Genomic DNA, 23,812 nt, shown 5'->3' on the forward strand with positions numbered 1-23,812 from the left:
AGCATGGACTATCATACAATGCGGACATTTGCCGACAGCTGGGGGCTTGTCTCGATGCTGGTGTTTTTTCTGGCCGCTTCAGCCTTCGTCTTTCGTCCCGGCAGCCGGGACGTGAGTGCAGAGGCCGCCCGTATTCCCTTGAAGGACGACAGCGATGAGCGATAAGCAGGTTGACGAAATTTCCGGCGTATCGACCACCGGCCATGAATGGGACGGCATTCGGGAACTCGACAATCCCATGCCGCGCTGGTGGGTGTGGACCTTCTACGCGACGATCCTCTGGGCGCTGATTTATGCGATCGTCTATCCGGCCTGGCCGCTGCTGACGAGCTCGACACAGGGCCTGCTCGGCTTTTCCAGCCGCAGCGAGGTCAGAAAGGAGCTTGCCGCGGCCGATACGGCGAGAAGCAGCTATACGGCAGCCATCAAGGAGAAATCGATCGACGATATCCTCGCCGAGGATCAGCTTCGTAGCGTAGCAGTCGCCGCCGGCAGTGCCGCGTTCAAGATGAACTGCGTGCAGTGCCACGGTTCCGGCGCTGAAGGCTCCAAGGGCTTCCCGAATCTCAATGACGACGATTGGCTCTGGGGCGGAACCGCCGAGCAGATCCGGCAGACGGTCGCACATGGCATCCGCTTCACCAAGTACGGCGAGACACGGGATTCCATCATGCCGCCCTTCGCGGATGTCCTCGATGGCGCGCAGATCTCTCAAGTCAGCGCCTTCGTCGCAAGCCTTTCCGCGCCCGCGAAGAACGTTGAACTGGTCGAGCCCGGCAAGGAGGTCTACGCACAAAACTGTGCCGCCTGCCATGGCGACGATGCCAAAGGCAACAAGGAGATGGGGGCGCCCAATCTGACCGACGCCATCTGGCTCTACGGGTCTGGAGAGGAAGCGATCGCGGCACAGGTCCGCGCGCCGAGGGCCGGTGTCATGCCGGCCTGGGAGACCCGGCTCGGAGATGCCGCGGTCAAGGAGCTTGCAGCTTTCGTATACTCGCTCGGCGGTGGTGAAAAATAGAAAGCTTGATCCTGATCAAGGTCGAAAATCCCCTCGGCTGGCATGGTCCGATCCATGCCAGCCATTTTTTTGAGAAACCGGCTGGCCTGATGCGCATGCGAGGTCAGCGGTTATGGACAATAGAGATGTAACGAGGCTGGACGTTGTCGCTAGCAACGCGTCAGCCAACCGCCAGCCGCTATACGCCCGCCGCAAGAAGATCTTTCCCAAGCGCGCATCGGGCGCCTTTCGACGGTTCAAATGGATCGTGATGGCGATTACACTCGGCATCTATTACCTCGTTCCATGGATCCGCTGGGACCGGGGGGCCTTCGCTCCCGATCAGGCCGTGCTTATCGACCTCTCGAGCCGCCGCTTCTATTTCTTCTTCATCGAGATCTGGCCGCAGGAATTCATCTACATTGCCGGCCTGCTGGTGATGGCGGGCATCGGGCTTTTTCTCGTGACGTCGACCGTCGGCCGTGCCTGGTGCGGCTATACCTGTCCCCAGACCGTCTGGGTCGATCTCTTCCTGGTCATCGAGCGTTATTTCGAGGGGGATCGCAACGCGCGGATCAAGCTCGATGCCGCACCCTGGTCCTTGACCAAGCTCCGCATCCGGTTCGCCAAGCATGCCACCTGGCTCGTCATCGCCGTCCTGACGGGCGGGGCGTGGATTTTCTATTTCGCGGACGCTCCAACGCTTGCCAAGGATTTCGTCACCGGAAACGCCGTTCCCACGGCCTATGCCACCGTTGCGATCCTGACGGCGACGACCTATGTGTTCGGCGGGCTCATGCGCGAACAGGTCTGCACCTATATGTGCCCCTGGCCGCGCATTCAGGCCGCCATGCTCGACGAAACGTCGCTGACCGTGACCTATAACGACTGGCGGGGCGAACCGCGCACGCGGCATGCCAAGAAGGCCGCCGCGGCCGGGGCGAGCGTCGGCGATTGTGTCGATTGCAATGCCTGCGTTGCCGTATGCCCGATGGGGATCGATATCCGCGACGGCCAGCAGCTCGAATGCATCACCTGCGCACTGTGCATCGATGCCTGCGATGACATCATGGATAGGATCGGCAAGGAGCGGGGCCTGATCAGCTATTCGACCCTGAACGACTATAATGCAAACATGGCTGTCGCCACGGCCGGCGGGACATCTGAGGTGGCGCCGGAGCTTGTCCGGAAAGCCGACGGGTCCTTCTCCGACAAGCTGGCGCATTTCCATATCCGCAAACTGCTGCGCCCGCGCACGTTCATCTATTTCGGTGCATGGAGTGCCATCGGCGTGGCGATTGTGCTTGCGCTGGCGACACGGGACCGTCTTGAGATCAATGTTCTCCACGATCGAAACCCGCAGTTCGTCCGGCTGTCCGATGGCGCAATTCGCAACGGATACACCGTCAAGCTGCTCAACATGGTGCCGCAGCCGCGAACGGTCACCCTCGAACTCGACGACGAATTTTCCGGGGCCTCGATGACCGTGGCCGGCTCAAGCGACGACGGCGTGCGCAAGACGGAGGTCATGTTGGAGGCGGACAGGCTGAAGACGGTCAGGGTGTTCGTCAAGGCCGATCCCAAGGCGCTTTCGTCCGGCGGCGCCAAGCCCTTCGTTTTCGTCGTCACCGATCCATCCACTGGCGAACGCGCGGAATACACCGCCACGTTCAATTCACCGGAGGCACTGCAATGAGTACGCAAAGGCAAGCCAAGGAGTTCACCGGATGGCATATGCTGCTGATCATGGTCGCGTTCTTCGGCGTCATCATCGCCGTCAACGTCACGATGGCGCGGTTCGCCGGTGCGTCGTTCGGTGGGCTGGTCGTCGCGAACAGTTATGTCGCGAGCCAGGAGTTCAATGGCAAGCTGCAGCAGGGCCGCGAGCAGGTCGCGCTCGGCTGGACATCCGCCTTCTCGATTGTTGATGGCACGATCCGCTACAGGCTGACGGACCGCGACGGCCAAGCGGTACCGGTCACCGCGGTTTCCGTCGAGTTCCGCCATCCGTCCTATCAGGCGGCCGATTGGACGACAGAGCTGCAGCCGAAGGGTGACGGAACGTTCGAAGCGGCGCATGTTGCCCGCAACGGCACCTGGAATGTCGAGATCGACAGCGAGGTGGGGCGCAAGATTCCGTATCGCGATATCCGCCGGATAACGATCCGCAACGAAGAATTTCAATGACCTGTTGTGCTCCCTCCGCTGAAGTGGCGACGGATCTCCAAGCTTTGAATGCAGCAGGCCCCGCCGTCGATGAAATCCTGTTCGCTGCGAAGAACCTGGGCAATGGCCTGCTTCAGACGGACCTCTCTGTTCCCTCGATGCACTGCGCGGCCTGCATGTCCTCAATCGAGACGGAATTGGCCGGGCTTGAGAACGTCATCTCCGCGCGCGTCAATCTCTCGACAAAAAGGATATCGGTCAAATGGACGGGCACCGAGCCGCCGCCGATGATCCGGGCACTGGATGCATTGGGATACCCGGCGCACCTGTCCGACGAACTCGTTGCCGGAAAGGACAAGACCCTCTCGGAGCTGTTGCTGGCTGTCGCGATTTCCGGGTTCGCGACCGGCAACATCATGTTGCTTTCGGTATCCGTCTGGTCCGGCGCCGAAGGTGCGACGCGGGACCTCTTCCACTGGATTTCGGCGCTGATCGCCATTCCTGTCATCGTGTTTGCCGGACGCATCTATTTCCGGTCGGCATGGAATGCCGTGCGCCATGGCCGGATGAACATGGATGTGCCGATCGCCATCGGCGTTTCTCTTGCCTATTCCACCAGTCTCTACGAAACCGCAACACATGGGGAGCATGCCTATTTCGACGCGTCCGTGTCGCTACTGTTCTTTCTCCTGATCGGACGCACGCTCGACCATGTTATGCGCGACAAGGCCAGGGCGGCGGTGAATGGGCTCGCCCGCCTCTCACCGCGCGGTGCTGTCCGATTGACTGCCGATGGCGGGCGCGACTATCTGCCGCTCGGACAGATCGAGCCGGGAATGGATCTTATGATCGCTGCAGGTGACAGGATCCCGGTCGATGCGACGGTCATTGAAGGCATTTCCGAACTCGACTGTTCCCTGGCGACCGGCGAAAGCGCCGCACGCAGCGTATCACCTGGCGCGGACATCCTTGCGGGAACGCACAATCTTTCCGGTCTGCTCGTCGTGCGCGCCAAGGCGGCGGCGAAGGACTCATTCCTGGCCGAAATGGTCGGTCTGATGGAGGCCGCGGAGCAGGGGCGGGGGGCCTATCGCCGGCTGGCCGATCGTGCCTCCGCCATGTACTCGCCCGTCGTGCACCTGACCGCTCTCCTGAGCTTTATCGGGTGGATGTTCGCGACCGGCGATTGGCACCATGCAATCACCGTCGCAACGGCTGTCCTGATCATCACATGCCCCTGCGCTCTCGGTCTCGCCGTGCCGATCGTCCAGGTCGTTGCCGCGCGCCGGCTGTTCGACAACGGGATCATGATGAAGGATGGTGGCGCGCTGGAGCGTCTGGCCAAGATCGATACTGTCGTCTTCGACAAGACGGGAACCCTGACCAATGGCAGCCCGATCCTGCAGCCGGCTTCCGATGTGAAGGGCGAGGCGTTGGGCATTGCGATTGCCCTTGCACGCTCCTCCCGTCATCCTGTTTCTCGCGCCATCTCGAAGGCGCACGGGCATGTTTCCGGCGACGTCCGGCTTCAGGATATCCGCGAGTTTGCCGGGCTTGGGGTCGAAGGGTTGGTTGATGGACACGTTTGGCGGCTTGGTCGGACGTCCTGGGCAGCCAGCGCCTCGATGCCGGATGGACCGATGACCGGTACAGTGTTGTCGAAGAATGGAATGGCCGCCGCGGCATTCGAATTCATCGATGTCCTCAGATGGGACGCGGTGAAGGCCGTTAGCGCGCTTGGTCGCGATGGCCTGAAGATGGAGGTCTTGTCCGGTGACAAGCAGGCAGCCGTCGCCCATGTCGCCTCCCAACTTTCCATTCGCGATTTTTCCGCCGGCGTCCTGCCGATTGACAAGGTGAACCGGCTTCAGGATCTGGCGGCGAGTGGAGCGAGGGCGCTGATGGTGGGTGATGGCATCAACGACGCGCCGGCAATGATGGCCGCCCATGTCTCGATGGCGCCGTCCTCGGCGGCGGATATCGGCAGGAGCGCAGCGGACTTCATTTTCCTGCACGATAGCCTTGATGCGGTGCCGCTTGCCGTCAAGGTCGCGCGCGGTGCCGAGCGGCTGATCAAACAGAACTTCGTCATGGCGATAGGCTACAACCTGATCGCGGTACCGATCGCGATCCTCGGGCATGTCACGCCGCTGATCGCGGCGATCGCCATGTCAGGCTCATCTTTGCTCGTCATAGGAAACGCGATGCGACTGACAGTGCACGACGGGTGGCTGCCCGGCTTGTTCAAGTCGGCCCTTCGTCGTCAAAAACTGGTGGAAGCCTGATGGAAACTCTTCTCTATCTCATGCCTATCGCACTCCTCCTAGGCGGATTGGGGCTCGCTGCATTCGTCTGGGCTCTCCGATCCGGCCAATATGAGGACTTGGACGGGGCTGCCGAGCGCGTGTTGCTGGACGACTAACATCAATCTGAACGGCGGCAACCCCAGCATGCGACGCCGGTGTTGCACTCCCACGTCTCGACGAGATCTCGAATGTCCCGTGTGAGGGGATATCAAGAGTAAAGAAACGAATGATATTCTAACGAGCGGCAATATTGACCGAGCTTGTCTTTTCCCGCTTGTTGCTGCGATAAACGAACGAAGGCGAGACGGCGACTTGCTGTGCGAGAATCTCGTCGATGGCAGGTCTCGATGGGGCATGCCGGCATACCGGATCGGTTGCCGCAGCGTCCCCAGCAAGCGCCATCGCCTGACATCGACAGCCACCATGGTCCTGATCGCGGCGGGCGCAGTTGCGGCAAGGTTCCTGCATCCATTCATGCCCACGAAATGCCTGGAAGGCCGATCCGTCATGCCAGATCGCCGACAAAGGCTTTTCGGTCACCCGGTCGAAAACGAGACCGGGGATCGTTGCTGCGGCGTGGCAAGGCAGGACCGTACCGTCCGGTGTGACATTGATGCCGGTCGATCCCCAGCCGCCCATGCAGGCCTTGGGATAGTCGGCGTAATAATCCGGAGGTACGAAGTCGATCGTGATGCGGCCGGCATAGGCACGGCGGGCCTTGGCCACCGTGTCTTTTGCCTGCGTGACCTGGATGCGACTCGGGAGAAGCGCATCGCGATTGGCCAGCGCCCAGCCGTAGAACTGCACGCAGGCGACTTCGATCCGTCGCGCTCCGAGTGTTGCGGCGAAATCGATCGCGGCACCGACATCATCGATTGTGTGCCGATGCATGACGGCATTCACCGTCAGCGGAATGCCGCGCTGTCGAACCTCTTCGGCGAGAACCAGCTTGCGGGCAAACCCTCCCTTGTAGCCGCCGATCCAGTCGGCCTTGTCGGCGGTCGTCGCTTGCAGCGATAGCTGGAGATGATCGAGCCCGGCAGCTTCCAGGGCATCAAGGCGTGCCGTCGTCAGGCCGATGCCGGATGTGATCAGATTGACGTAGAGGCCGACATCCCGCGCTGCTTTGACCAGCACTTCGAGATCGCGCCTGGATGCTGGCTCGCCACCGGACAAGTGCAGTTGAAGCACGCCGAGGCTTGCTGCCTGGCCAAGCACGTCGATCCAGGTTTCCGTCGTCAGTTCCCGCGTCCGATCCGTCAGTTCCAGCGGGTTCGAGCAATAGGAGCAGGACAGGGGGCATCGATGCGTCAGCTCCGCAAGCATGGCGATCGGCGGCGAGGGACGGTTTGTCATTGATAATCCACCAGCCGCTGACCGACGAGGCCATCGAGGAATTCGCGCACGTCGGAGGCTACGTCCGGTTCGGGGGCGCCGTAGCGCTCTGCGAGACGGCAGGAGATCGCGGCGAGCGAGGACCGACCATCAACCTCTTGCAGGATGGCGGTGCCTATCTCGTCGAGCAGCAGGGCGCGTTCCGGTACCAGAAGAACCCATGTATCGCGGACGCGGTCCTGATGCAGGCGGGTGCCGCGCGGCAGGAGGGGAACGGGATCTGTTGTCACGCGTAGTTCCTCCGTTGCGCCTCGCCGGGCAGCCAGGCACCGGGCGGGATATGGCCATCGACATAGGCGCTCCAGAGTGCGTCGAGTTGGGCCCACAGAACATCCGTCTTGAATGTCAGCGCTGCGATCGCCGCTTCCTGCTCGGTACGGGTTACGGCATGGGTCAGCACCCAGTCGAGCGTGAAACGCACATCCTTTGGCGCCTCGTTCAGGCGGTGGCGGAAATAGGCGATCGTGTCGGGGTCGGCGAAATCGTAATGTTCCAGCAAGCCGGAAATTCGCTGCGTGTGGATTGCCGGCGCGAACATTTCGGTGAGCGAGCTTGCCATCGCAGCGATCAGAGGTTCATCGCGAACGAAGCGGATATAGGCATCGACGATGAAACGCGTCGCCGGCATCACGCCGCGGCCGGAAGCGACATAGGCGGGATCGAGGCCGACGCCTTCAGCCAGTCTCAGCCACCGCCGGATGCCGCCGCCATCCTCGGTGCCGCCATCGTGATCCTCGATGCGCGAGCGCCAGATGCGCCGCAGGTCCGGATCGGGGCAGCGCGACAGGAAGGCGGCATCCTTCATCGGGATGGAGCACTGGTATTGCCAGCGATTGATCACCCAAGCCTGCACCTCGTCCATCGTGCAAGCGCCGCCATGCAGCCGGTCATGGAAGCGATGCTTGTCATGATAGCGCTCTTCACCGACACGGCGCAGCCGCGCCTCGAAGTCCGTTCGGCTGAGCGGCCAGTCTTCCTGTTTGAGATTGAGGTTCAAAGGATGATCTCCATGCCATCATTGGCGATTTCCCATCCGGCCGCTGCGATCGTTGCGCGCGCTTCGCTGTCGGGCATCAATGCCGGGTTGGTGTTGTTGACATGCGTGTAGATGCGCCGACCTTGCAAATGACGCAGACGTGCGAGCGAACCGCCCGCACCATACATCGCCACATGGCCCATCCGCGTGCCGGTCTTGGCACCGGTGCCGGAACGCGGCATGTCGTCATCGCTCCAGACTGTACCGTCGAACAGAACCGCGTCTGCCTTCGAGAGTCGATCCACCAGCCAGTCGGGTAGGGCGGCGCAGCCGGGAATGTAATGGACGTCGGATCCTCCGGCCTGCAGGCGCAGCCCGACTGTCTGCTCACCCATCGCCTCCAGTTCCGGCGTTTTCCCTTCCAGATAAAGCGGGATCTTTCCCGGAACGGCATAGGCGGTGACGGTCAGGCCCGGAAGCGGGTTGAAAGGACGGTCAAGCTCGATGGTTTCGCGCTGTACAAGCGCAGGGTCGAGCACGCCGAACACGGAGTTTTCCGACAGAACCCGATGCGTGGTGTCGGTTGCGTAGAGAGTGAAGCCGGTCTTTTCCCGCAGGGTCAGCAGACCCGCGACGTGATCGACATCGCCGTTGGTCAGGATCACCGCCTTGACAGGGCTGCCGCGAAGACTGGTCGGATGCAATGCAGGAAAGGCGGCGAGCTGCTGGCGCAAATCCGGTGAGGCATTGAGCAGCAGCCAGGCCTTGCCATCGACGCTGACAGCCAGCGTGCTCTGCGTCATCGGAGCGATTACGCCTCGTCGTGCGGCCTCGCATTGGGGACAACCGCAGTTCCATTGGGGCAGGCCACCACCGGCGCCTGCCCCGAGGACAACGATACGCACGTTGTCCGATTCAGAACGGGTGATTCGGATTCGGTTCATCTTCCGACGGTCCGTACATGTTGATTTCCATGCCGCAGGCGATGTTCTTGATGATGGGTTTCTTCCAAGCCATAGATGTCTCCTCCAAAGTGAACGGCCACGGTGTCAGGTTGCTCTTGATGCGGGTGTCTCGACAATGCGACCAAGGTCTCGATATCGCGGGCGGCCGGTTGGAGCTGTCCCGCGCTAGCGACTATTGCGCAGCCGCCAGCGTCTCGAAGGCGGCCTTGATGCGTTCACCGGCCTTTGCCGGAAGTTTCACTGCCTTGGCGGCCTCTGCGTTCGGCGAACCGTCGCCGACGCGGATGAGTGCCACCATGCCCATGCTGTAATGTGGCGAGCATTTGACGCCGTAATAGCCCGGCTCGATGACGGTCAGGACATATTCCTCGTTCACCTTGCTCTTGAAGGGTTTCACGCCTTCCGGAAGCATCCCCTTGATGCCCTCGACATTGTGGCTCTTGTCGGTGGGGATGAAATGGACGGTGTCGCCCGGCTGCGCGGCGACGGCTGCAGGCTCGAAGACCATGGTGCCGCTCTCGCCCTTGTTCATCATCTTGATCACATGTTCGGCGGCGTTCGCCGTGCCGCTTGCAAAAATCATCAACGCGGCAGCTACGAGCATTTTCCTCATGTTCATCTCCTCCAGTTCCGGTGGAAGGGATGTCCCATGGCGCATCCGGTGCCGCAATGCGACCTTGGTGGCGAGCGCTATCAGTCAGTTGGCGTGGAGCACGAAAGCCTCCAGCGCATCGGCTGCGATCGGCTTGTACATGATCTCGATCCCGCGGGCTTCTGCGGCGAGCCGCGTCTGCGGCTTGCGGTCTGCGGTCAGGATGCGGGTCGGGCGTTCGCCATATTCCGCATGCAGCGCCTCTACCGTTTCGATGCCGGTCAGTGTGCCATCGAGTTGCTGATCGACGAGATAGAGATCCGGCACGATGCCGATTTCCTCCAGGAGCGCCAGCGCTTCCTCGCCGCTCCCCGCCTCCAGCACGCTGACGCCGCGCCGTTCCAGAAGCAGTGCGATGGCTTGGCGCAGTTCGACGTCGTTTTCGACGAGCAAAGCGATCCGGTCGCTGTTGTCTCCGGGCTCCTCCGGTATGACCGACGTCATTTCTCGGTAGATGGGGACGGCATGGTGCGCGACCGGAGTCAGCTCGACAGAAAAACAGGTACCACGGCCGAGTTCCGAGTGGAGTGCCAGCGGATGGTCGAGAAGCGCGCATGCCCGTTCGACGATAGCAAGACCAAGACCCATGCCCTCGGAGGCAGAAGCCGACCCCTGGACGCGGTGGAACTCCCGGAAGATCGACTGCTGCTGGTCCAGCGCGATACCGGGGCCGGTATCGTGGACCTCGATGCGCACCTGACTGTTCCTGCGGCGTGGCCCAACCAAAACCCGACCGGTCGCGGTATAGCGGATGGCATTGCTGATCAGGTTCTGCAGGATGCGGCGCAGATAGGTCGGATCGCTCGACACAGTCAGTGCGCAGGGCAGGATATCGAGCCGCAGGCCCTTGCGGGCGGCAAGCGGCGCAAATTCGTCGGTGAGTTGCCTCAGAAGCATTGAAAGTTGTACCGGACTGACGTCCATCGCCGCGCCGCCCGCTTCCAGGCGCGAAATATCGAGCAGGGCTCCAAGGATGCCCTCGACGCTGACAAGCGCATTGTGGGCCTTTTCCAGCGTGCCCTGCATCGGCGTTGCCACCGCATCGTCGCGGGCGGCGGCGACGAAGAGTTTTGCGGCGGAAAGCGGCTGCAGAAGATCGTGGCTGGCGGCTGCGACGAAACGGACGCGGGCGGAATTTGCGCGTTCGGCTTCGGCAAGGGCTGCAGCGAGATCGCCGGTGCGAGCGGCGACCCGTGCCTCCAGCGAGGTGTTGGCGCGGATCATGGCGTGGATCGCGTGCCGCTCGCGCGTGACGTCGGCAAAGGACATGACGAAGCCGCGGCCCGGCATTTCCTGGGCAAAGACATTCAGGATGATGCCTGAAGCATGGGTGACCTCGAAGGAGAGCGGCCCGCGCGGCAGACCACCATCGATCCACTGGCGCAGCATGTCGCCGGAAAAGCCGTCACCCAGCGTAATCGTCTGATTGATATGCTGCGCCAGAAGCTCGAACGGGATACCCCGGCGCAGCAGACGCGCAGGGATGTCCAGAAGCTGGGCGATGCGGCTATTCCAGCCAGCGAGACGGCGGTTGGCGTCGAAGATGCCGACGCCCTGGTTGATATGCTCGAGCGTGGCGCGGATCATGCGGGCCTGATCGTCGAGCAGCTTGCCGCGTTCGGAGCGTTCCATGCGGATGAGGTCGGTGATGTCGGTTTGCAGGATGACGGTGCCGCCATCGGCGGTGCGCTGTTCGCTGACCTGAAGCCAGCGGTCGCCGGAAAGCCCGACATTGAAGACCTGCCGTGCCCGGTGCAGCCGCATGCGCTCCGCCGCCCAGCTTTTTGGGGTGACGCCGCGCGGCAAGGCGAGTTTAACCGAGCGGCTCACCGTTTCGACATAGTCGGCAAAGGTGATGCCCGGAGAGAGTTTCGTGCGCACATCGGCAAGGTCGCGGCAGAAGCGCGAATTGCACAGTACGAGAACCTCGGCCGGATCGAACAGCGCGAACCCTTCCTCGATCGCTTCGATGGCCTGCGACAAATCGCGACGGGCGCGCTCGGCGGCGCTGTTGGCCTCGTTCAGCAGTTTCAGCGTCGCTTCAAGATCGCGCGTGCGCTGACGCACCCGTTCTTCCAGCATGGCGGCGCGACGAAACTGTTCGAAGGCCGCACTGCGGTCGCCGGTATTCTGTTCGACATGGCGCATCAGGGCGTCGGCGATGACGAGCATCTTTTCGAGATTGCGGACCTCACCATCGGCGGGATCGAACAGGCCGTCGGACATGCGGTCGGTCATGGGGTCTGTTCCGAAACGACGGTGCCGGGCGGATAGAAGGCAAAGCCGGTCATCGTGTGGTTGATGTGCATCGGTCCGATCTGCTCGCCATAGGTGGAAAAGCCGATGACGCCATGCTGGCGCAGAAGCTCGGAGACGGGACCGGTCATCTGCCGTTCTTGCGCTTCGATCCGCCGCAGGATGCAATCGAAGGCGAGAACCGCTACGGGATCGGCCGGTTGCTTCAGCGCGGTCAGTTCGGCGGAAAGATGCCCGACGAGGTCGTGCGGCTCGGCGATGGTCAGCACCATGCCTTCATCGATTGCCGAGAAGAACAGGAGTTCGCCCGATGGCAGGACGCGCTGGATCGCGCGGACATGGTGGCGCTCGCCCATGCGCACGGTGAGCGGATGGATGGCGAAGGTTAGCGTGTTGACGCTTTCCGGCTGCATGCCGATCAGGCGGGCATATTCCTGCACCGCTGGTTCGGCATTGATCCGCCGCACGATCCGAGCCTCCGGATCGGCTTCGGTCACGACCATGCGTCGTTCGGTCGGCTTGATATGGTCCATCTTGAACGGACGCAGAGGACAGGCACCGCGCATGACGGAGATAACGGCAGCATTGGCAAGCAGTTGCTTGCCGTCAAAGACCAGCGTTTCGCGAAAATGCGTGCCGTCTCCGGCCGACCCGCCGATCAGGGGCATTGCGCCGGTTGCTGCCGCGAGTGCCGAGGCCAGTTCGTCCTCGCGGGCGGAAAGCCCATCGACGAACAGCAGCGCAAATTCTTCCGGCAGGTGGCCATGATCGCGGGCGAGCGCCTGGCGGATATACAGAAGCCTGTCGGAAAGCTCGCTGGCGACAAGCTTTGACAGGTCGGGAATCAGCAATGTCTCGGCGGCGAAATGGCGGGCGTGGAAACCGACGGCAACGATGCTTTCCTCGTCATAACCATCGCCGGAAATTTCGCCGGCCGTGGTGCAGCCGGCAATCTTTGCTCCAGGCCAGGCATTCACGGCTTCGGTGACAACGGATGCCACATCCGCCTCCGGCGAGACAAACAGCAGCACGAGCGAAAACGGGCCGGGGCCAAGGCTTTTCGCCAGTCGCTCGACCGGACAGGTGTCATGTGCGGAAGCAAGCGCACGCGATACGTAGTGTTCATCCACGGGTGATGGCCTCCTCCGCCGTTCCCCCGGTATCATCTTAAATCATCCGGCGCTCCCTGACGCCAGCATGGAATACAGTTCTTAGCCGATGGTCTTAGGCGTCCGAGATCATCGTGTTGAAGCTCGCTTCCTGTGCAAAGAGCACGGCCTGCATGCGCGTCTGGACGCCGAGCTTGCGCATGATCGCGGTCACATGCGCCTTCACCGTCGTCTCGGCGATCGAAAGCTCATAGGCGATCTGCTTGTTCATGCGTCCGGCGCAGACGAGTTGCAGGATGCGTGCCTGCTGACGCGTCAGCAGCGCCAGCCGCCTGACCGCTTCCTCGGAAAGGCTGGGCGCAGATCCTTCAAGCGCGAGGTGGCTTGCATGGATTTCGCCCCGCGCGATGACTGAGAATGCCTCGCGAAACTCCTCGCGCGAGGCGTGTTTCGGTACAAAAGCGTTGACGCCGGCCTTCAGCGCCGCCCGCACGATGCGCACCTCGTCCAGCGAGGAGACGACGACGATCGGCGTTTCGGGTGCGGCATGGCGCAGGCGCACGACGCCGTCGAGGCCGTTGACGTCGGGAAGATTGAGATCGAGCACTACAACATCGGGCAGCGGACCGGTGGAAAGCCGGGTCAGCGCAGCCTCCAGCGTCCCGACGGCCTCCACTTGGGGAATGCCGACCGGCCCTGTCAGCGTCATGGCCAGCGCGTCGCAGAACAGCGGATGATCGTCCACGATCAGCGCCGATGTCAGCGTACGGACAGGTTTTTGCGGCATTAGAACTGGTAACATGCAAAATTCCCGGTAGGGCTGGCGATAGCTTAGCATTGAATTCGTCCGTCTTCATCGGCCTTTTGGCCAGAGCAAAAGCAGGAAAGCCGGGCGTTTCCGCCCGGCTCCGGATGTTAGTTCAGCGAAGCCAGTTGTTTTGGCAGGCGGAAGGTCCAGACCATGCCGCCCTGATTGAGATAATTGACCTTCTTGGCAACCTCTCCACCCCAGAGCGGGACGGCGCCGCCCCAGCCGGAGATGATCGAGACATATTGCTCGCCGTCCTGTTCCCAGGTTACCGGCTGGCCGACAATGCCCGAGCCTGTCTGGAACTTCCACAGTTCCTCGCCGGTCTCGTTGTTCAGCGCGATGAAATCACCTTCCGGCGTACCGAAGAACACGAGGCCGCCGGCCGTGGTCATCGCGCCACCCCAAAGCGGGGCGCCGTTCTTGTATTCCCATTTGACCTCGCCGGTATTCGGGTCGATGGCCTTCAGGCTGCCGATATGATCTTCGAACAGCGGCTTGATAGTGAAGCCGGCACCGAGATAGGCGGCACCCTTCTTGTAGCTGATCGGCTCGTTCCAGATGTCCATGCCCCATTCGTTGGAGGGAACGTAGAACAGGCCGGTCTTCGGGCTGTAGGCCATCGGCATCCAGTTCTTGCCGCCGAGGAACGAGGGAACGGCGAAAACCTGCTGGCCCTTCGCGCCGTCAGCTGCGGCGGTTGCGTCGCCCGGACGGTTGTCCTCGTTGTAGATCGGTCGGCCGGTCTCGTCGATGCCCTTCGCCCATGTGATGTTCTTCACGAAGGGATGGGCAGAGACGAACTTGCCGTCTTCACGGTTCAGCACGTAGAAGAAGCCGTTGCGGTCGGCGGTGGCGAAGCGCTTGTTGCCATCCTTGTCGACGAAGGGAACGACTTCGTTCACGCCGTCGAAGTCCCAGCCTTCGCGCGGCGTCGTCTGGAAGTGCCACTTGATCTCACCGTTTGCCGGATCGATGCCGAGGCGCGAGGCGGCATAAAGATTGTCACCCTTGTTGCCGTCTACCGGCTTGCCGGCATTGCGCAGGTGGCTGTTCCAGGGCGCAGGATTGCCGGCGCCGAAGACGAGCGTCTTCGTGTCCTCGTCATAGGAACCACCGAGCCAGGTTGCTCCGCCGCCAGTCTTCCACAGGTCACCCGGCCAGGTCGCGTTCAGCGTCCCGGTCATTGTGCTTTCCTTGCCGTTGAAAGTGCCCATGTGGCCTTCGATGACAGGCCGCGTCCAGACCAGTTCGCCGGTCTCGGCGTTACGCGCCTGCACTTCGCCGACGACACCGAATTCGCCGCCGGAATTGCCCGTGACGACAAGGCCGTTCACGATCAGCGGCGCGGCGGTGTAGCTGTAGCCTTCCTTGTAATCGGCAATCTTCTTGTTCCAGACGACATCACCCGTCTTGCGGTTCAGTGCGACGATGCGTGCGTCGAGCGTGCCGAAGTAGATGTTGTCGCCAAAGATGGCGGCGCCACGATTGACCACATCGCAGCAGGGCAGGATGCCCTCGGGCAGACGGGCGTCATACTGCCAGATTTCCTTGCCGGTCTTGACGTCCACGGCATAGAGGCGGCTGTAGGAGCCGGTGATGTACATGATGCCGTCATAGATGATCGGCTGGCTTTCCTGGCCGCGCTGCTTTTCGCCGCCCAGAGAGAATGCCCAGGCCGGGACGAGATTCTTGACGTTCTTGGTGTTCAGCGTCTCCATCGGCGAGAAGCGCTGCAGACCGCGCCCCATGCCATTGGTCAGCACGTCGCCGGCTGTTTCGGCATCCTTGGCGAGATCCTGTTCGGTCACGCCGGCATAAGCGGCGCTTGAACAGGCAAGAGCCGCGATCGCGGCCAGAACGAATTTCTTCATGGCATCCTCCCACTCCATGCCCGCAGCAGGACGCGGGCTCCACAACTGGGATCATCGGCGCAGTCCGGCAATGATTGAATTGTACCTTGGTCGTAAAATGCCGGTTTCGCCGGATTTCAGGCACCTTCGACCCCTGTCAATAGGTCGTATATCGACGTTCTCGGGATGCGATTAGCCTCGGGCGATCAGGGAGGAGGAGCCCCCATGAGAATCTTGAAATCGCTCGCGGGCGCCGCAGCCGTGGCGCTTCTGTCCTTTGTGCCCGCCCTTGCGGAAACGCCGGTGGTGCGCGCAGCACTCCAGCTTTCCGGTACGGTGAATTGGGAGGCGGATACGATCCGTCACTACGGCTTCGACAAGGCCAACGGGTTTTCCCTGGAGGTAAGCGATGTTGCCGGGGCGCCGGCGGCCCAGATCGCGCTCGTTGCCGGCGAGGTCGACATGATCGTATCCGACTGGCTTTGGGTGGCGCGTGAGCGCGCCGCCGGCCGGGATTTCGTCTTCATTCCCTATTCCCGCGCGATCGGTGGCCTGATGGTGCCGGCCGACAGTCCGGCCAAGGTGTTGGCTGACCTCAAGGAGCAGAAGATCGGCGTTGCCGGCAGCCCCATCGACAAGAGCTGGCTGATCCTGCGCGCCTATGCACAAAAGGTGGAGGGTTTCGATCTTGCCGGTTCGACCGAGCAGGTCTTCGCAGCGCCGCCGCTGGTTTACAAGGCAGCGCTTGACGGCGAAGTTCAGGGCGCACTGAACTTCTGGAATTTCGGTGCCCGGATGCAGGCGGCGGGTATGCGGCCGCTGCTGACCGTCGATCAGGCGTCAAAGGCCCTGGGTCTCGACCCTGAAATGCCTCTTGTCGGTTATGTCCTGCGCGGCGATGTCCTGGCGAAACATCCCGGCCTTGGCGACGCCATCGCTGCTGCCTCCCATGACGCCAAGGAAAAGCTCACGTCGGATCCCGTTACCTGGGAGCGGATCCGTCCGATGATGAAGGCGGCAAATGATGCGGAATTCGAGGCGCTGAAGGCCGGCTTCCTGGCCGGAACGCCGAAGGGTGGCGCGGTCGATGAGAAGGCTGCGGCGCGGATGCTCGCCCTGATGGCTGAGCTTGGTGGTGCTGATCTCGTCGGCGACCTGAAGGAACTGCCTGATGGTGTCTTCCATCATCCCGGCAGTTGAGCCGGTTCTTCGGCTTGATCTTGAACGTGGCGGGCCGGGCGATGTCCTCGGCCCGATCGCGCTTTCGCTGACAGCCGGGGAGACGGTGGCGCTGACCGGCCCGTCCGGTGTTGGCAAGACGTCGCTCCTGCGCATCGTCGCCGGTCTCGACCGTCACTTCGCGGGTGATCGCGCGGCACCGGCGCGCATGGCTATGGTCTTCCAGGAACCCGTTCTCCTGCCCTGGCGCACGGCGATCGACAATCTCATGATCATCGCCCGCATCTCCAGAGATGAAGCCTTGGGCTGGCTGGAGGATGTCGGGCTTACAGGGCTCGGGGAACGCTTTCCCGGCATGCTCTCCCTCGGTCAACAGCGGCGGCTGTCGCTGGCGCGCGCCTTCGCCTCCTCGCCGGACCTGCTGTTGATGGACGAGCCCTTCGTGAGCCTGGACCCGGCGCTTGCATCGGAGATGATGGGGCTGTTTGAACGTCTGCGGCTACGCAGCCGGTGCGCGACGCTTCTCGTCACCCATGTGCGCGGCGAGGCTGAACGGCTCGCGGGCCGGATCCTTCGCCTTGAGGGACGTCCAGCCCGGCTGTTCGAGGAAGGTCAGAATGCCGGAGCGTATTTCCAGTTGTCGGCGTCGGGCGTGACGACATCAAGATCGTAATCCGCGGCCTGCAACCGTCTTGCGGTCGGAAGGCCGCTGCGTGCCGCCTCGTCGATATACCGGCGGCCGAGCGCGGGATTTTCCACAACGCCTCGGCCGCGCATCAGATCCAGCCCGAAATTCAGCTTGCCGACGGGATCACCAGCCTCTGCGGCACGGCGATCCCATTCGGCGGCGGCGTCGGGATTTTCTGGACCGCCCAACCCGTTGTCGTCGAGTTGCGACATCCAGGTCATGGCGCCGGTCCATCCCGCCTCGGCGCAGCGTTGGAACAGTTCACGCGCCATTTCGTGGCGGCCGGACTTGGTGATGTAATAGCCGGTCGCGCAGATGGTCATGCTCGTGTGCCCCTCTGCCACATCCTTCATCACCCGGTTCAATGACAGCTCCTCTGGATTGAGCGTGCCGCCCGCACCGGCGTCCGCCTGCGGCAGGGCGGCAGTGGTGGACATGGACAGCAGGCCGGCGGCGAAGATGGCAATTCGCATGGCAGTTCTCCTTTTCAGGCCTTGCGCGCGGTCATTCCGCGGGCGGGGTCGTAGCCCCAGATGGCGATAAGGCTCAAGACGGCAAAGGCGAGGAGGGTGACCGCCAGCGCGGTGGCATTACCCTTGGCGTAGAGCGAGAACCGGATCAACTCGACCGCATGGGTGAAAGGATTGAGGGCGCAGAGATCGCGAAGGCGTGGCGACGCTTCCGCCATCTTCCACAAGGGATAGAGCGCGGAAGAAAGGAAGAACATCGGGAAGATGACGAAGTTCATCACACCGGCAAAATTCTCGAGTTGGCGAATGAAGGAGGAGAGCAGCAGGCCGAGCGCACCGAGCATCATCGCGGCGACGACCATGGCCGGCGCGGCAACAACATACCCGGTGGCGGGAAAGCGAATGCCGTAGAGCCAGGCGATGGCGAGGAAGGCATAAGCCTGCAGCACGGAAATGAGGCTGCCGGCAAGAAGACGGCAGAACAATAACCACCAGCGTGGCAGAGGCGCTGTGAGCAGGAGGCGCATCGAGCCCATTTCCCGGTCGTAGACAAGGCTGAGCGAGGATTGCATGCCGCTGAACAACAGGATCATCCCCACCAGTCCCGGCACGATGTAGATCTCGTAGTTGATGTAGGTCTGATAAGGCGGAGTTATGGAGAGACCCAGCGCAGCCCTGAAGCCGGAGGCGAAAACGAACAGCCACACGAGCGGGCGAACGAGCGCAGCGACCAGCCGCCCGCGCTGGCCGAGGAAACGCAGTACCTCGCGATGAAGAATTCCCCGCATCGCGACAAGGAGATGCGATCTGAAAAAGCCCCCGGTTTCGGATGGTATCCCCGCAATCGTCTCCACGGTCATGCCCGGTCCTCCGTCAGCGCCAGGAACCGCGTTGTCAGGTCGCCGCGACCGATCTCGCCGGCTTCGCCGTCGGCCAGCACCCGGCCACGGTGGAGAATGACGAGGCGGTCCGTTGTCCACACCTCATCGACAAGATGAGTGGCCCAAAGAACGGTCAATCCCTCGGCCGCGAGATCATGCACATGCCGGGTGATGGCGCTGCGTGCTGCGGCATCCAACCCGACCGTCGGTTCGTCCAGCAAAAGCACCTTCGGCCTGTGCAGAAGCGCACGGGCGATCTCCATGCGCCGGCGATGGCCGCCATTGAGCTTCGCGACTTTTTCACCAGCGCGTTCCACCATGCCAAGCCGGTCAAGCGCGGCCATCGTGCGTGTCTCTGCCTCCTGCCCGGACAGTCCGTGCAGGGCGGCGAAATAGAGGAGATTTCGCCTGACAGTCAGGTCCGGATCGAGTGTCGACGCCTGGAAAACGGCACCGATCCGGGCAAGCGCGGCGAGGGGCTTGTGCGCCATGTCATGCCCGGCGACGGCGATGCGCCCGTCGCGCGGTGCGAATAGCCTTGTGAGCATGCCGAACAGCGTCGATTTTCCAGCGCCATTTGGGCCGAGCAGCGCGCAGAAGCGGCCGGGCTCGACAGAAAAGGACACCGCATCGAGCGCGCGTCGCGCACCCCAATCATGGCTGATAGTCTCGACCTGCAATCCGCCCATCGTGCTTACTCTATGGTGATGGCGACCTGTTGGGTGTCGCCTGTGCTGCCGGGCACCTTCAGGTGATAGCTGCCCGGCTTGATCGCGATGAAGCTGATTTCCGCCTCACCCGCCTCGTCGAATTCAATGGAATCAACACCGAGCGGCCGGATTTCGATGCCCTCGATCACGATCTCGTTGACCCAGACGGCGCGAAAGAACCCGGCCCCCTCCAGCGCCAGTTCCTGGCTGCCGTCTGCCTCGATCTTCAAGATGTAATATTTGCCCGATTTCAGTTTCAGAGGTGCCTTTGAAACGGGCTGACCCGCGGAAAGTGTGAGATGCGGCACGGCTTCGCGATTAGATTTCGACAGCATGCCAGCAAGGCCCAGACCGCCCTCGGGTTTCGCATCGTCGTCATCGGCCAGCGCGACAAACGGGATCGCAGCAAGCGCCAGGGCCGCCAGAATTGCTTTCTTCATCTAATTTCCCTTTCCAAATGTCATGGACGCGTCGCTGCGCCCCAAGGGAAGCGTCCAACCTTGATGGATTTCACGGGTTCCAGCGTTGCGACGTCGACGACGGTGACATCGCCGGAGACTCCGTTGGTGGTGAAAAGCTGCTTATGGTCCGGTGAGAACGCGAGGTGCCACACACGTCGGCCGACAAGGATGTATTTTTTCACCTCGAACGTTTCGGCATCGATGACTGCCACATGGTTGGAAGGCCCCAGAGCCACGAAAGCCGTCTTGCCGTCGGGCGTAAATTCGAAACCGACGGGCTGGAGGAGATCGGCGTTGACGCCCGTGATCTCGAACCGGATCTTTGCCTTCTCCGTCTGGCTCTTGACGTCGAAGACGGTGATCGTTCCACCGATTTCGGAGGAAACCCAAAGCTCGGCGCCAGCCTTGGTGAATTCGGCGTGGCGCGGACGGGAATCGACGAGCGTATTGGCGAAGATCGCCTGCTTCTCCGTGTCGATCCAGTGGGCCATGTTGGTCGTTTCGGATGTGGTGACGACGATCTTGCCATCCGGCGAAACCGCCATGCCCTCCGGCTCGATGCCGACATTGATCTGCGCAACGACCTTGCGCGTCTCGATGTCGACGACTGTCGTCACTGCATCATCTTCATTGGCGATCCACAAATGCCTGTCGTCAGGTGCCAGCACGAATTGCTCGGGATCCTCGCCGGATGGCAGGTCGTGCAGGATTTCGCCGGTTGCCGGATCCATCACCTGTACGGTGTCGCTGTCGGAGGCGCAGATATAGACGCGGCTATGGTCGGAATTGAAAGTGATGCCGCGCGGGCGTTCGCCAGTCTTGATGGTGCGCGCCAGCTCCATCGTTCCCGTATCGATCACCGATATCGTATCGTCCTTTTCGTTTGTCACCCATATCTCGCCGGCATGCGCCTGAAGCGGGGCGGCGACCAGCAGCGGGGCGAACACGAGGATTGGCAGTCTCATTTCATCCCCCAAAGGCAGTGCAGGTGCTTTCCGGCCGGTCGAGGCCGAGCGTGTCCATTTCGTTGGTCTGATGCAGATAGCCGTCGAGCGGCGTCAACTCGACCAGCGCGCGGGCGTTGACGACCGCCATCGGCTGGCGGAGCTGGCCGTTCCAGCTGCGATAGGTCAGGCTGCGCCCCTTGAAGCCATCGAGGGCGAATTTGTCCGAGAGGATGAAGCTGCGCAGCGTCGCGGGATCGGCCGAATTGGTGCGCGTGACCGCCTCGCCGATGGTTCGCAGTGCCGTCCAGGCAGCATAATCGCGCGAGCCCATCTCGCGGCCCGCGGCCTTCTCGAACCGGTTCTGGAGCTGCACGGCCGCCCATTGCTCAAGCACCGGCGCCCAACCTTCGCCACGTAGTCCATCCGATCCTGCGACCGGGCGCGGCAGCCAAGTGTTGTCCATGACATAGCGAGCGAAATCGTCGGCTTCGTCGGCGATCAGCAGTACGTCGTGGCCCGGGAAATCCTGGGTAAAAAGAGGGATTTCCTGCCCGGCGGCACGGCGCAGGTCCGTGTCGAAGGTCCAGTCCTTGGAGGCGAGAATGTCGATGCCGAATTTTTGCGCCGAAACACGCAGCGTTTCCGCATAGGCCTTGTCTTCGGGCTTCGGACCGATGATCAGCACGGTGCGGGTCCAGCGCCGTGCCTTCAACATCTGCATCAGCGCGTCGGTGCGCATGGCGTCTTCCGCCATGCTGTGCAGCAGGTTGGCACGGCAATCGGCATCGCGCAGCCGACGTTCGCCGGAGGAGACGTTGAAGAGCAGGGCGTCCTTTGCTTCAGGTAGGTCCGCGACGGCGAGAATGCCCTGCGCCGTTGCGTCGATGAAAAGGATCTTTGTCGTGGCCAGCGCCCTGCGTGCCGCCGAGATGAAATCGCCGCCCGGCTCGACTGACGAGAGTGCGAGGCTGTAGGCGTGGCCCATGAAGCTGCCGGTCGTTTTCGTGTCGGTGAGCGCAACCTCGGCTCCAGCAATACCGCGATCCTGCGGTATGGGGTCAAGGTTGGAGAGCACCGGTGGCGGCTCCACCTCTTGCCGGAGATAGGTCATCGGTATGGCGATCCCGGCTGCGGCCGACGACGCCTGACAGATGATCGCAGCTGCAAGGCAAAGGCTTCGGCGACTGGCTGTAAAGCTTCCCGGCATATCGCATCCTCCCGTTGCAACCATGGCGACGGCAAGGCGCGACCGAAATACGACCTTGGTACCGGTTTGACTGGCCGACCTAGGTCGCATATCGCGCGCTACGCCGCTTGCCTTAGAAAATGGGCAGTTGGATAGGCGAGGGAGGACAATATGTCGGCCAACATCATTCGTGGCGGTATCGCCGCTCTTTTTCTTTTGGCGACGACGAGCCTTGTCATCGCCCATGGCGATGTCGCGCCGCAGCCGGTCAATACCGATGCCTTGCCGGAGGTGGGTGAGGAGTGGCTGACCGAAAACCCTTACCGCGAAGCGAAGGCCGGGCACGACACCTGGCTCAAGGCCGTGGAGATCGGCTCTTCCGGATTTAATCAGAACTGCGCGCGCTGTCATGGCCTCGGCGCCGTTTCCGGAGGCCTTGCACCGGATCTGCGCTTTCTGGAGGCTGAGGAAGCGGGCGACGAGTGGTTCATCGAACGGTTCCGCCATGGCTACACGCAGGACGGTACGACCAAGATGCCAGCCTTCGGCGACATTCTGGGCCAGAAGGCGGCCTGGGCTATTCGCACCTATGTGGAAACGCGGCCCGAGGACGGTGCGCTCGACGCTCACGCCAAGCGTCTGCACGAGATCCGGGACGAACTGGGCAGTGGAAAGGTCGCTGCTGCGACGGAACTGAAGAAGGAACTGGAGACGATCGCCACCGAGGTGAAGACGGCATCCGGAGCTCCGATTGCCGACAGCGTCACCTACGAAGCCGCACGCATCCTCTCTGACGCGCCTGAGAGCTGGAAGAAGGCGGCGGAAGTGCTCACGGTCGGCCTTTCCGCCACCGAGTAAGGGCGGCCGTGATGCGTCGCGCTCTCCTGGCCCTTGCAATCGGCGTCGCTCTTCCGGGCGGCGCTTTCGCGCGTTGCGAGGACTACACGCCCCAACCAAAGCCGCAGAACACCTTTGCCCAGGATGTGGGGCGGGATTTCGACCGGATCATCGCGGAGGGTTGGATCGAGTTCGCCGTCTATGCGGATTATGCGCCCTGGTCCTACGAGGAGAAGGGCAGGACCGTCGGCGTCGATATCGAGATCGGCCGGCTGATCGCCAAGGCACTCGGTGTCGAGGCGAAGTTCCGCCTCGTCGGTGCCGGCGAAAACCTCGAGGCCGACCTCCTCAACTATGTCTGGAAGGGGGCGGCTATCGGTGGCCGCGTCAGCGACGTGATGTTGCATGTGCCCTATGACAGTGCGCTCGTCTGCCGTATCGAGCAGGTCACCTTCACCGGGCAATACGCGACTGAAAACATCGCGATTGCCTATCGCGCCGCCGAATATGAGGAAAAGGGGCCGACGCCGCCGTTCTTCCGGTTCGATCCGGTTGCCGTTGAAAACGACTCGATTGCCGATTTCTACCTGACTTCGCTGATCGGCCCTGTCGACAAGATTCACCGCTATAGTTCGGCGGCTGCAGCGATGGAGGGGCTCGCCGACGGCGAAACAAAAGCGGCGATGGGACCGCGCGCCGAGCTGGAGGCAGGCGTGGTGAGGCATCCGGACCAAGGGCTGAAAGTGCATTCGCCATCGCTCGTGGGGTTCGCGCGGGGTAGTTGGACGGTGGGTGTTGGAGTGAACTTCCAGCACAAGGATCTCGCCTATGCCGTTGATGAGGCCATCGCCAATGCACTTGCCGATGGGCAGATCGCCGATATCTTCAAGCAGCACGGCCTCACATTCACGGTGCCGCAAAGGTAAGTCTTGCCGGTGAGAGCGGGTACGAGAGGACGATTTGGTTC

26 protein-coding genes are annotated in these 23,812 nt (G+C 62.2%); 10 read left to right on the forward strand and 16 right to left on the reverse strand.

Annotation, left to right across the window (positions count from 1 at the left end):
• Positions 1-3 precede the first annotated feature (3 nt).
• The 6 genes from ASG68_RS25695 to ccoS all read left to right on the forward strand — a co-directional run bounded on the left by ASG68_RS25695 (position 4) and on the right by ccoS (position 5,588).
• On the forward strand, positions 4-165 hold the full coding sequence (locus ASG68_RS25695; protein WP_062584246.1) for a CcoQ/FixQ family Cbb3-type cytochrome c oxidase assembly chaperone: 162 nt from the start codon (positions 4-6) through the stop codon (positions 163-165).
• On the forward strand, positions 155-1,021 hold the full coding sequence (gene ccoP / locus ASG68_RS25700) for a cytochrome-c oxidase, cbb3-type subunit III (protein WP_062584248.1): 867 nt from the start codon (positions 155-157) through the stop codon (positions 1,019-1,021). The genes ASG68_RS25695 and ccoP overlap by 11 nt, the downstream gene beginning before the upstream one ends.
• A 112-nt stretch (positions 1,022-1,133) precedes the next feature.
• The gene (gene ccoG / locus ASG68_RS25705) at positions 1,134-2,696 is read left to right on the forward strand and encodes a cytochrome c oxidase accessory protein CcoG (RefSeq protein ID WP_062604007.1); all 1,563 of its coding nucleotides are present in this window, start codon (positions 1,134-1,136) and stop codon (positions 2,694-2,696) included.
• On the forward strand, positions 2,693-3,187 hold the full coding sequence (locus ASG68_RS25710; protein WP_062584252.1) for a FixH family protein: 495 nt from the start codon (positions 2,693-2,695) through the stop codon (positions 3,185-3,187). Before ccoG ends, ASG68_RS25710 begins: the two co-directional genes overlap by 4 nt.
• Positions 3,184-5,451, forward strand: a complete 2,268-nt coding sequence (locus ASG68_RS25715) for a cation-translocating P-type ATPase (RefSeq protein WP_062604005.1) — start codon at positions 3,184-3,186, stop codon at positions 5,449-5,451. Before ASG68_RS25710 ends, ASG68_RS25715 begins: the two co-directional genes overlap by 4 nt.
• Positions 5,451-5,588, forward strand: a complete 138-nt coding sequence (ccoS, locus tag ASG68_RS25720; protein WP_062584256.1) for a cbb3-type cytochrome oxidase assembly protein CcoS — start codon at positions 5,451-5,453, stop codon at positions 5,586-5,588. The genes ASG68_RS25715 and ccoS overlap by 1 nt, the downstream gene beginning before the upstream one ends.
• A gap of 118 nt (positions 5,589-5,706) precedes the next feature.
• On the opposite strand, the gene pqqE is transcribed toward ccoS, so the two are convergent.
• The 10 genes from pqqE to ASG68_RS25770 form a co-directional block, all read right to left on the reverse strand.
• Positions 5,707-6,828, reverse strand: a complete 1,122-nt coding sequence (gene pqqE, locus ASG68_RS25725; protein WP_062584258.1) for a pyrroloquinoline quinone biosynthesis protein PqqE — start codon at positions 6,826-6,828, stop codon at positions 5,707-5,709.
• On the reverse strand, positions 6,825-7,097 hold the full coding sequence (gene pqqD, locus ASG68_RS25730) for a pyrroloquinoline quinone biosynthesis peptide chaperone PqqD (protein WP_062584260.1): 273 nt from the start codon (positions 7,095-7,097) through the stop codon (positions 6,825-6,827). The genes pqqE and pqqD overlap by 4 nt, the downstream gene beginning before the upstream one ends.
• Complete coding sequence (gene pqqC / locus ASG68_RS25735) at positions 7,094-7,864, reverse strand: pyrroloquinoline-quinone synthase PqqC (RefSeq protein ID WP_062584262.1); 771 nt, start codon at positions 7,862-7,864, stop codon at positions 7,094-7,096. The genes pqqD and pqqC overlap by 4 nt, the downstream gene beginning before the upstream one ends.
• The gene (gene pqqB / locus ASG68_RS25740; RefSeq protein WP_062584264.1) at positions 7,861-8,787 is read right to left on the reverse strand and encodes a pyrroloquinoline quinone biosynthesis protein PqqB; all 927 of its coding nucleotides are present in this window, start codon (positions 8,785-8,787) and stop codon (positions 7,861-7,863) included. The genes pqqC and pqqB overlap by 4 nt, the downstream gene beginning before the upstream one ends.
• Positions 8,759-8,860, reverse strand: coding sequence for a pyrroloquinoline quinone precursor peptide PqqA (gene pqqA, locus ASG68_RS25745; RefSeq protein ID WP_062584266.1), 102 nt, complete (start codon positions 8,858-8,860; stop codon positions 8,759-8,761). The genes pqqB and pqqA overlap by 29 nt, the downstream gene beginning before the upstream one ends.
• A 120-nt stretch (positions 8,861-8,980) precedes the next feature.
• Positions 8,981-9,421, reverse strand: coding sequence for a pseudoazurin (locus ASG68_RS25750; RefSeq protein WP_244484331.1), 441 nt, complete (start codon positions 9,419-9,421; stop codon positions 8,981-8,983).
• An 84-nt stretch (positions 9,422-9,505) separates the two neighbouring features.
• Positions 9,506-11,698 carry a PAS-domain containing protein gene (locus ASG68_RS25755; RefSeq protein ID WP_112407955.1) on the reverse strand — a complete coding sequence of 731 codons (2,193 nt, stop codon included), beginning with the start codon at positions 11,696-11,698 and terminating at the stop codon, positions 9,506-9,508.
• Positions 11,695-12,846 (reverse strand): FIST N-terminal domain-containing protein, encoded by a 1,152-nt coding sequence (locus tag ASG68_RS25760; protein WP_244484332.1) that lies wholly within the window; start codon positions 12,844-12,846, stop codon positions 11,695-11,697. The genes ASG68_RS25755 and ASG68_RS25760 overlap by 4 nt, the downstream gene beginning before the upstream one ends.
• A gap of 94 nt (positions 12,847-12,940) precedes the next feature.
• A complete protein-coding gene (locus tag ASG68_RS25765) occupies positions 12,941-13,627 on the reverse strand; it encodes a response regulator (RefSeq protein ID WP_244484333.1) in 687 nt (228 codons plus the stop codon).
• Between the two features lie 113 nt (positions 13,628-13,740).
• Positions 13,741-15,507: a PQQ-dependent methanol/ethanol family dehydrogenase gene (locus ASG68_RS25770; RefSeq protein WP_062584274.1), complete on the reverse strand. Its 1,767-nt coding sequence runs from the start codon at positions 15,505-15,507 to the stop codon at positions 13,741-13,743.
• 204 nt (positions 15,508-15,711) lie between these two features.
• On the opposite strand from ASG68_RS25770, the gene ASG68_RS25775 reads away from it, so the two are divergent.
• Together ASG68_RS25775 and ASG68_RS25780 are read left to right on the forward strand one after the other, a co-directional pair.
• Entirely contained in the window at positions 15,712-16,686 is a 975-nt protein-coding gene (locus tag ASG68_RS25775; RefSeq protein ID WP_062584276.1) for an ABC transporter substrate-binding protein, read from the forward strand.
• Positions 16,658-17,338: an ABC transporter ATP-binding protein gene (locus tag ASG68_RS25780; protein WP_062584277.1), complete on the forward strand. Its 681-nt coding sequence runs from the start codon at positions 16,658-16,660 to the stop codon at positions 17,336-17,338. Before ASG68_RS25775 ends, ASG68_RS25780 begins: the two co-directional genes overlap by 29 nt.
• Here ASG68_RS25780 and ASG68_RS25785 read toward each other — a convergent pair.
• The 6 genes from ASG68_RS25785 to ASG68_RS25810 form a co-directional block, all read right to left on the reverse strand.
• Complete coding sequence (locus ASG68_RS25785) at positions 17,278-17,826, reverse strand: tetratricopeptide repeat protein (RefSeq protein WP_062584279.1); 549 nt, start codon at positions 17,824-17,826, stop codon at positions 17,278-17,280. The genes ASG68_RS25780 and ASG68_RS25785 overlap by 61 nt on opposite strands.
• 14 nt (positions 17,827-17,840) lie before the next feature.
• Positions 17,841-18,611, reverse strand: coding sequence for an ABC transporter permease (locus ASG68_RS25790; RefSeq protein ID WP_062584546.1), 771 nt, complete (start codon positions 18,609-18,611; stop codon positions 17,841-17,843).
• A 68-nt stretch (positions 18,612-18,679) separates the two neighbouring features.
• Positions 18,680-19,393 carry an ABC transporter ATP-binding protein gene (locus ASG68_RS25795; protein ID WP_062584281.1) on the reverse strand — a complete coding sequence of 238 codons (714 nt, stop codon included), beginning with the start codon at positions 19,391-19,393 and terminating at the stop codon, positions 18,680-18,682.
• 5 nt (positions 19,394-19,398) lie between these two features.
• Complete coding sequence (locus tag ASG68_RS25800) at positions 19,399-19,854, reverse strand: hypothetical protein (RefSeq protein WP_062584283.1); 456 nt, start codon at positions 19,852-19,854, stop codon at positions 19,399-19,401.
• A 20-nt stretch (positions 19,855-19,874) separates the two neighbouring features.
• Positions 19,875-20,840, reverse strand: a complete 966-nt coding sequence (locus ASG68_RS25805; protein ID WP_062584285.1) for a YVTN family beta-propeller repeat protein — start codon at positions 20,838-20,840, stop codon at positions 19,875-19,877.
• 1 nt (position 20,841) lies between these two features.
• Entirely contained in the window at positions 20,842-22,029 is a 1,188-nt protein-coding gene (locus ASG68_RS25810) for an ABC transporter substrate-binding protein (RefSeq protein ID WP_062584286.1), read from the reverse strand.
• Between the two features lie 150 nt (positions 22,030-22,179).
• Between ASG68_RS25810 and pedF the strand changes: the two genes are divergently transcribed.
• Together pedF and ASG68_RS25820 are read left to right on the forward strand one after the other, a co-directional pair.
• Positions 22,180-22,866 (forward strand): cytochrome c-550 PedF, encoded by a 687-nt coding sequence (gene pedF / locus ASG68_RS25815; protein WP_062584288.1) that lies wholly within the window; start codon positions 22,180-22,182, stop codon positions 22,864-22,866.
• Positions 22,867-22,877: 11 nt separating this feature from the next.
• A complete protein-coding gene (locus ASG68_RS25820; protein ID WP_156373973.1) occupies positions 22,878-23,771 on the forward strand; it encodes a transporter substrate-binding domain-containing protein in 894 nt (297 codons plus the stop codon).
• Positions 23,772-23,812 lie beyond the last annotated feature (41 nt).

This window comes from Rhizobium sp. Leaf453, assembly GCF_001425605.1.
GTDB lineage: Bacteria > Pseudomonadota > Alphaproteobacteria > Rhizobiales > Rhizobiaceae > Pararhizobium.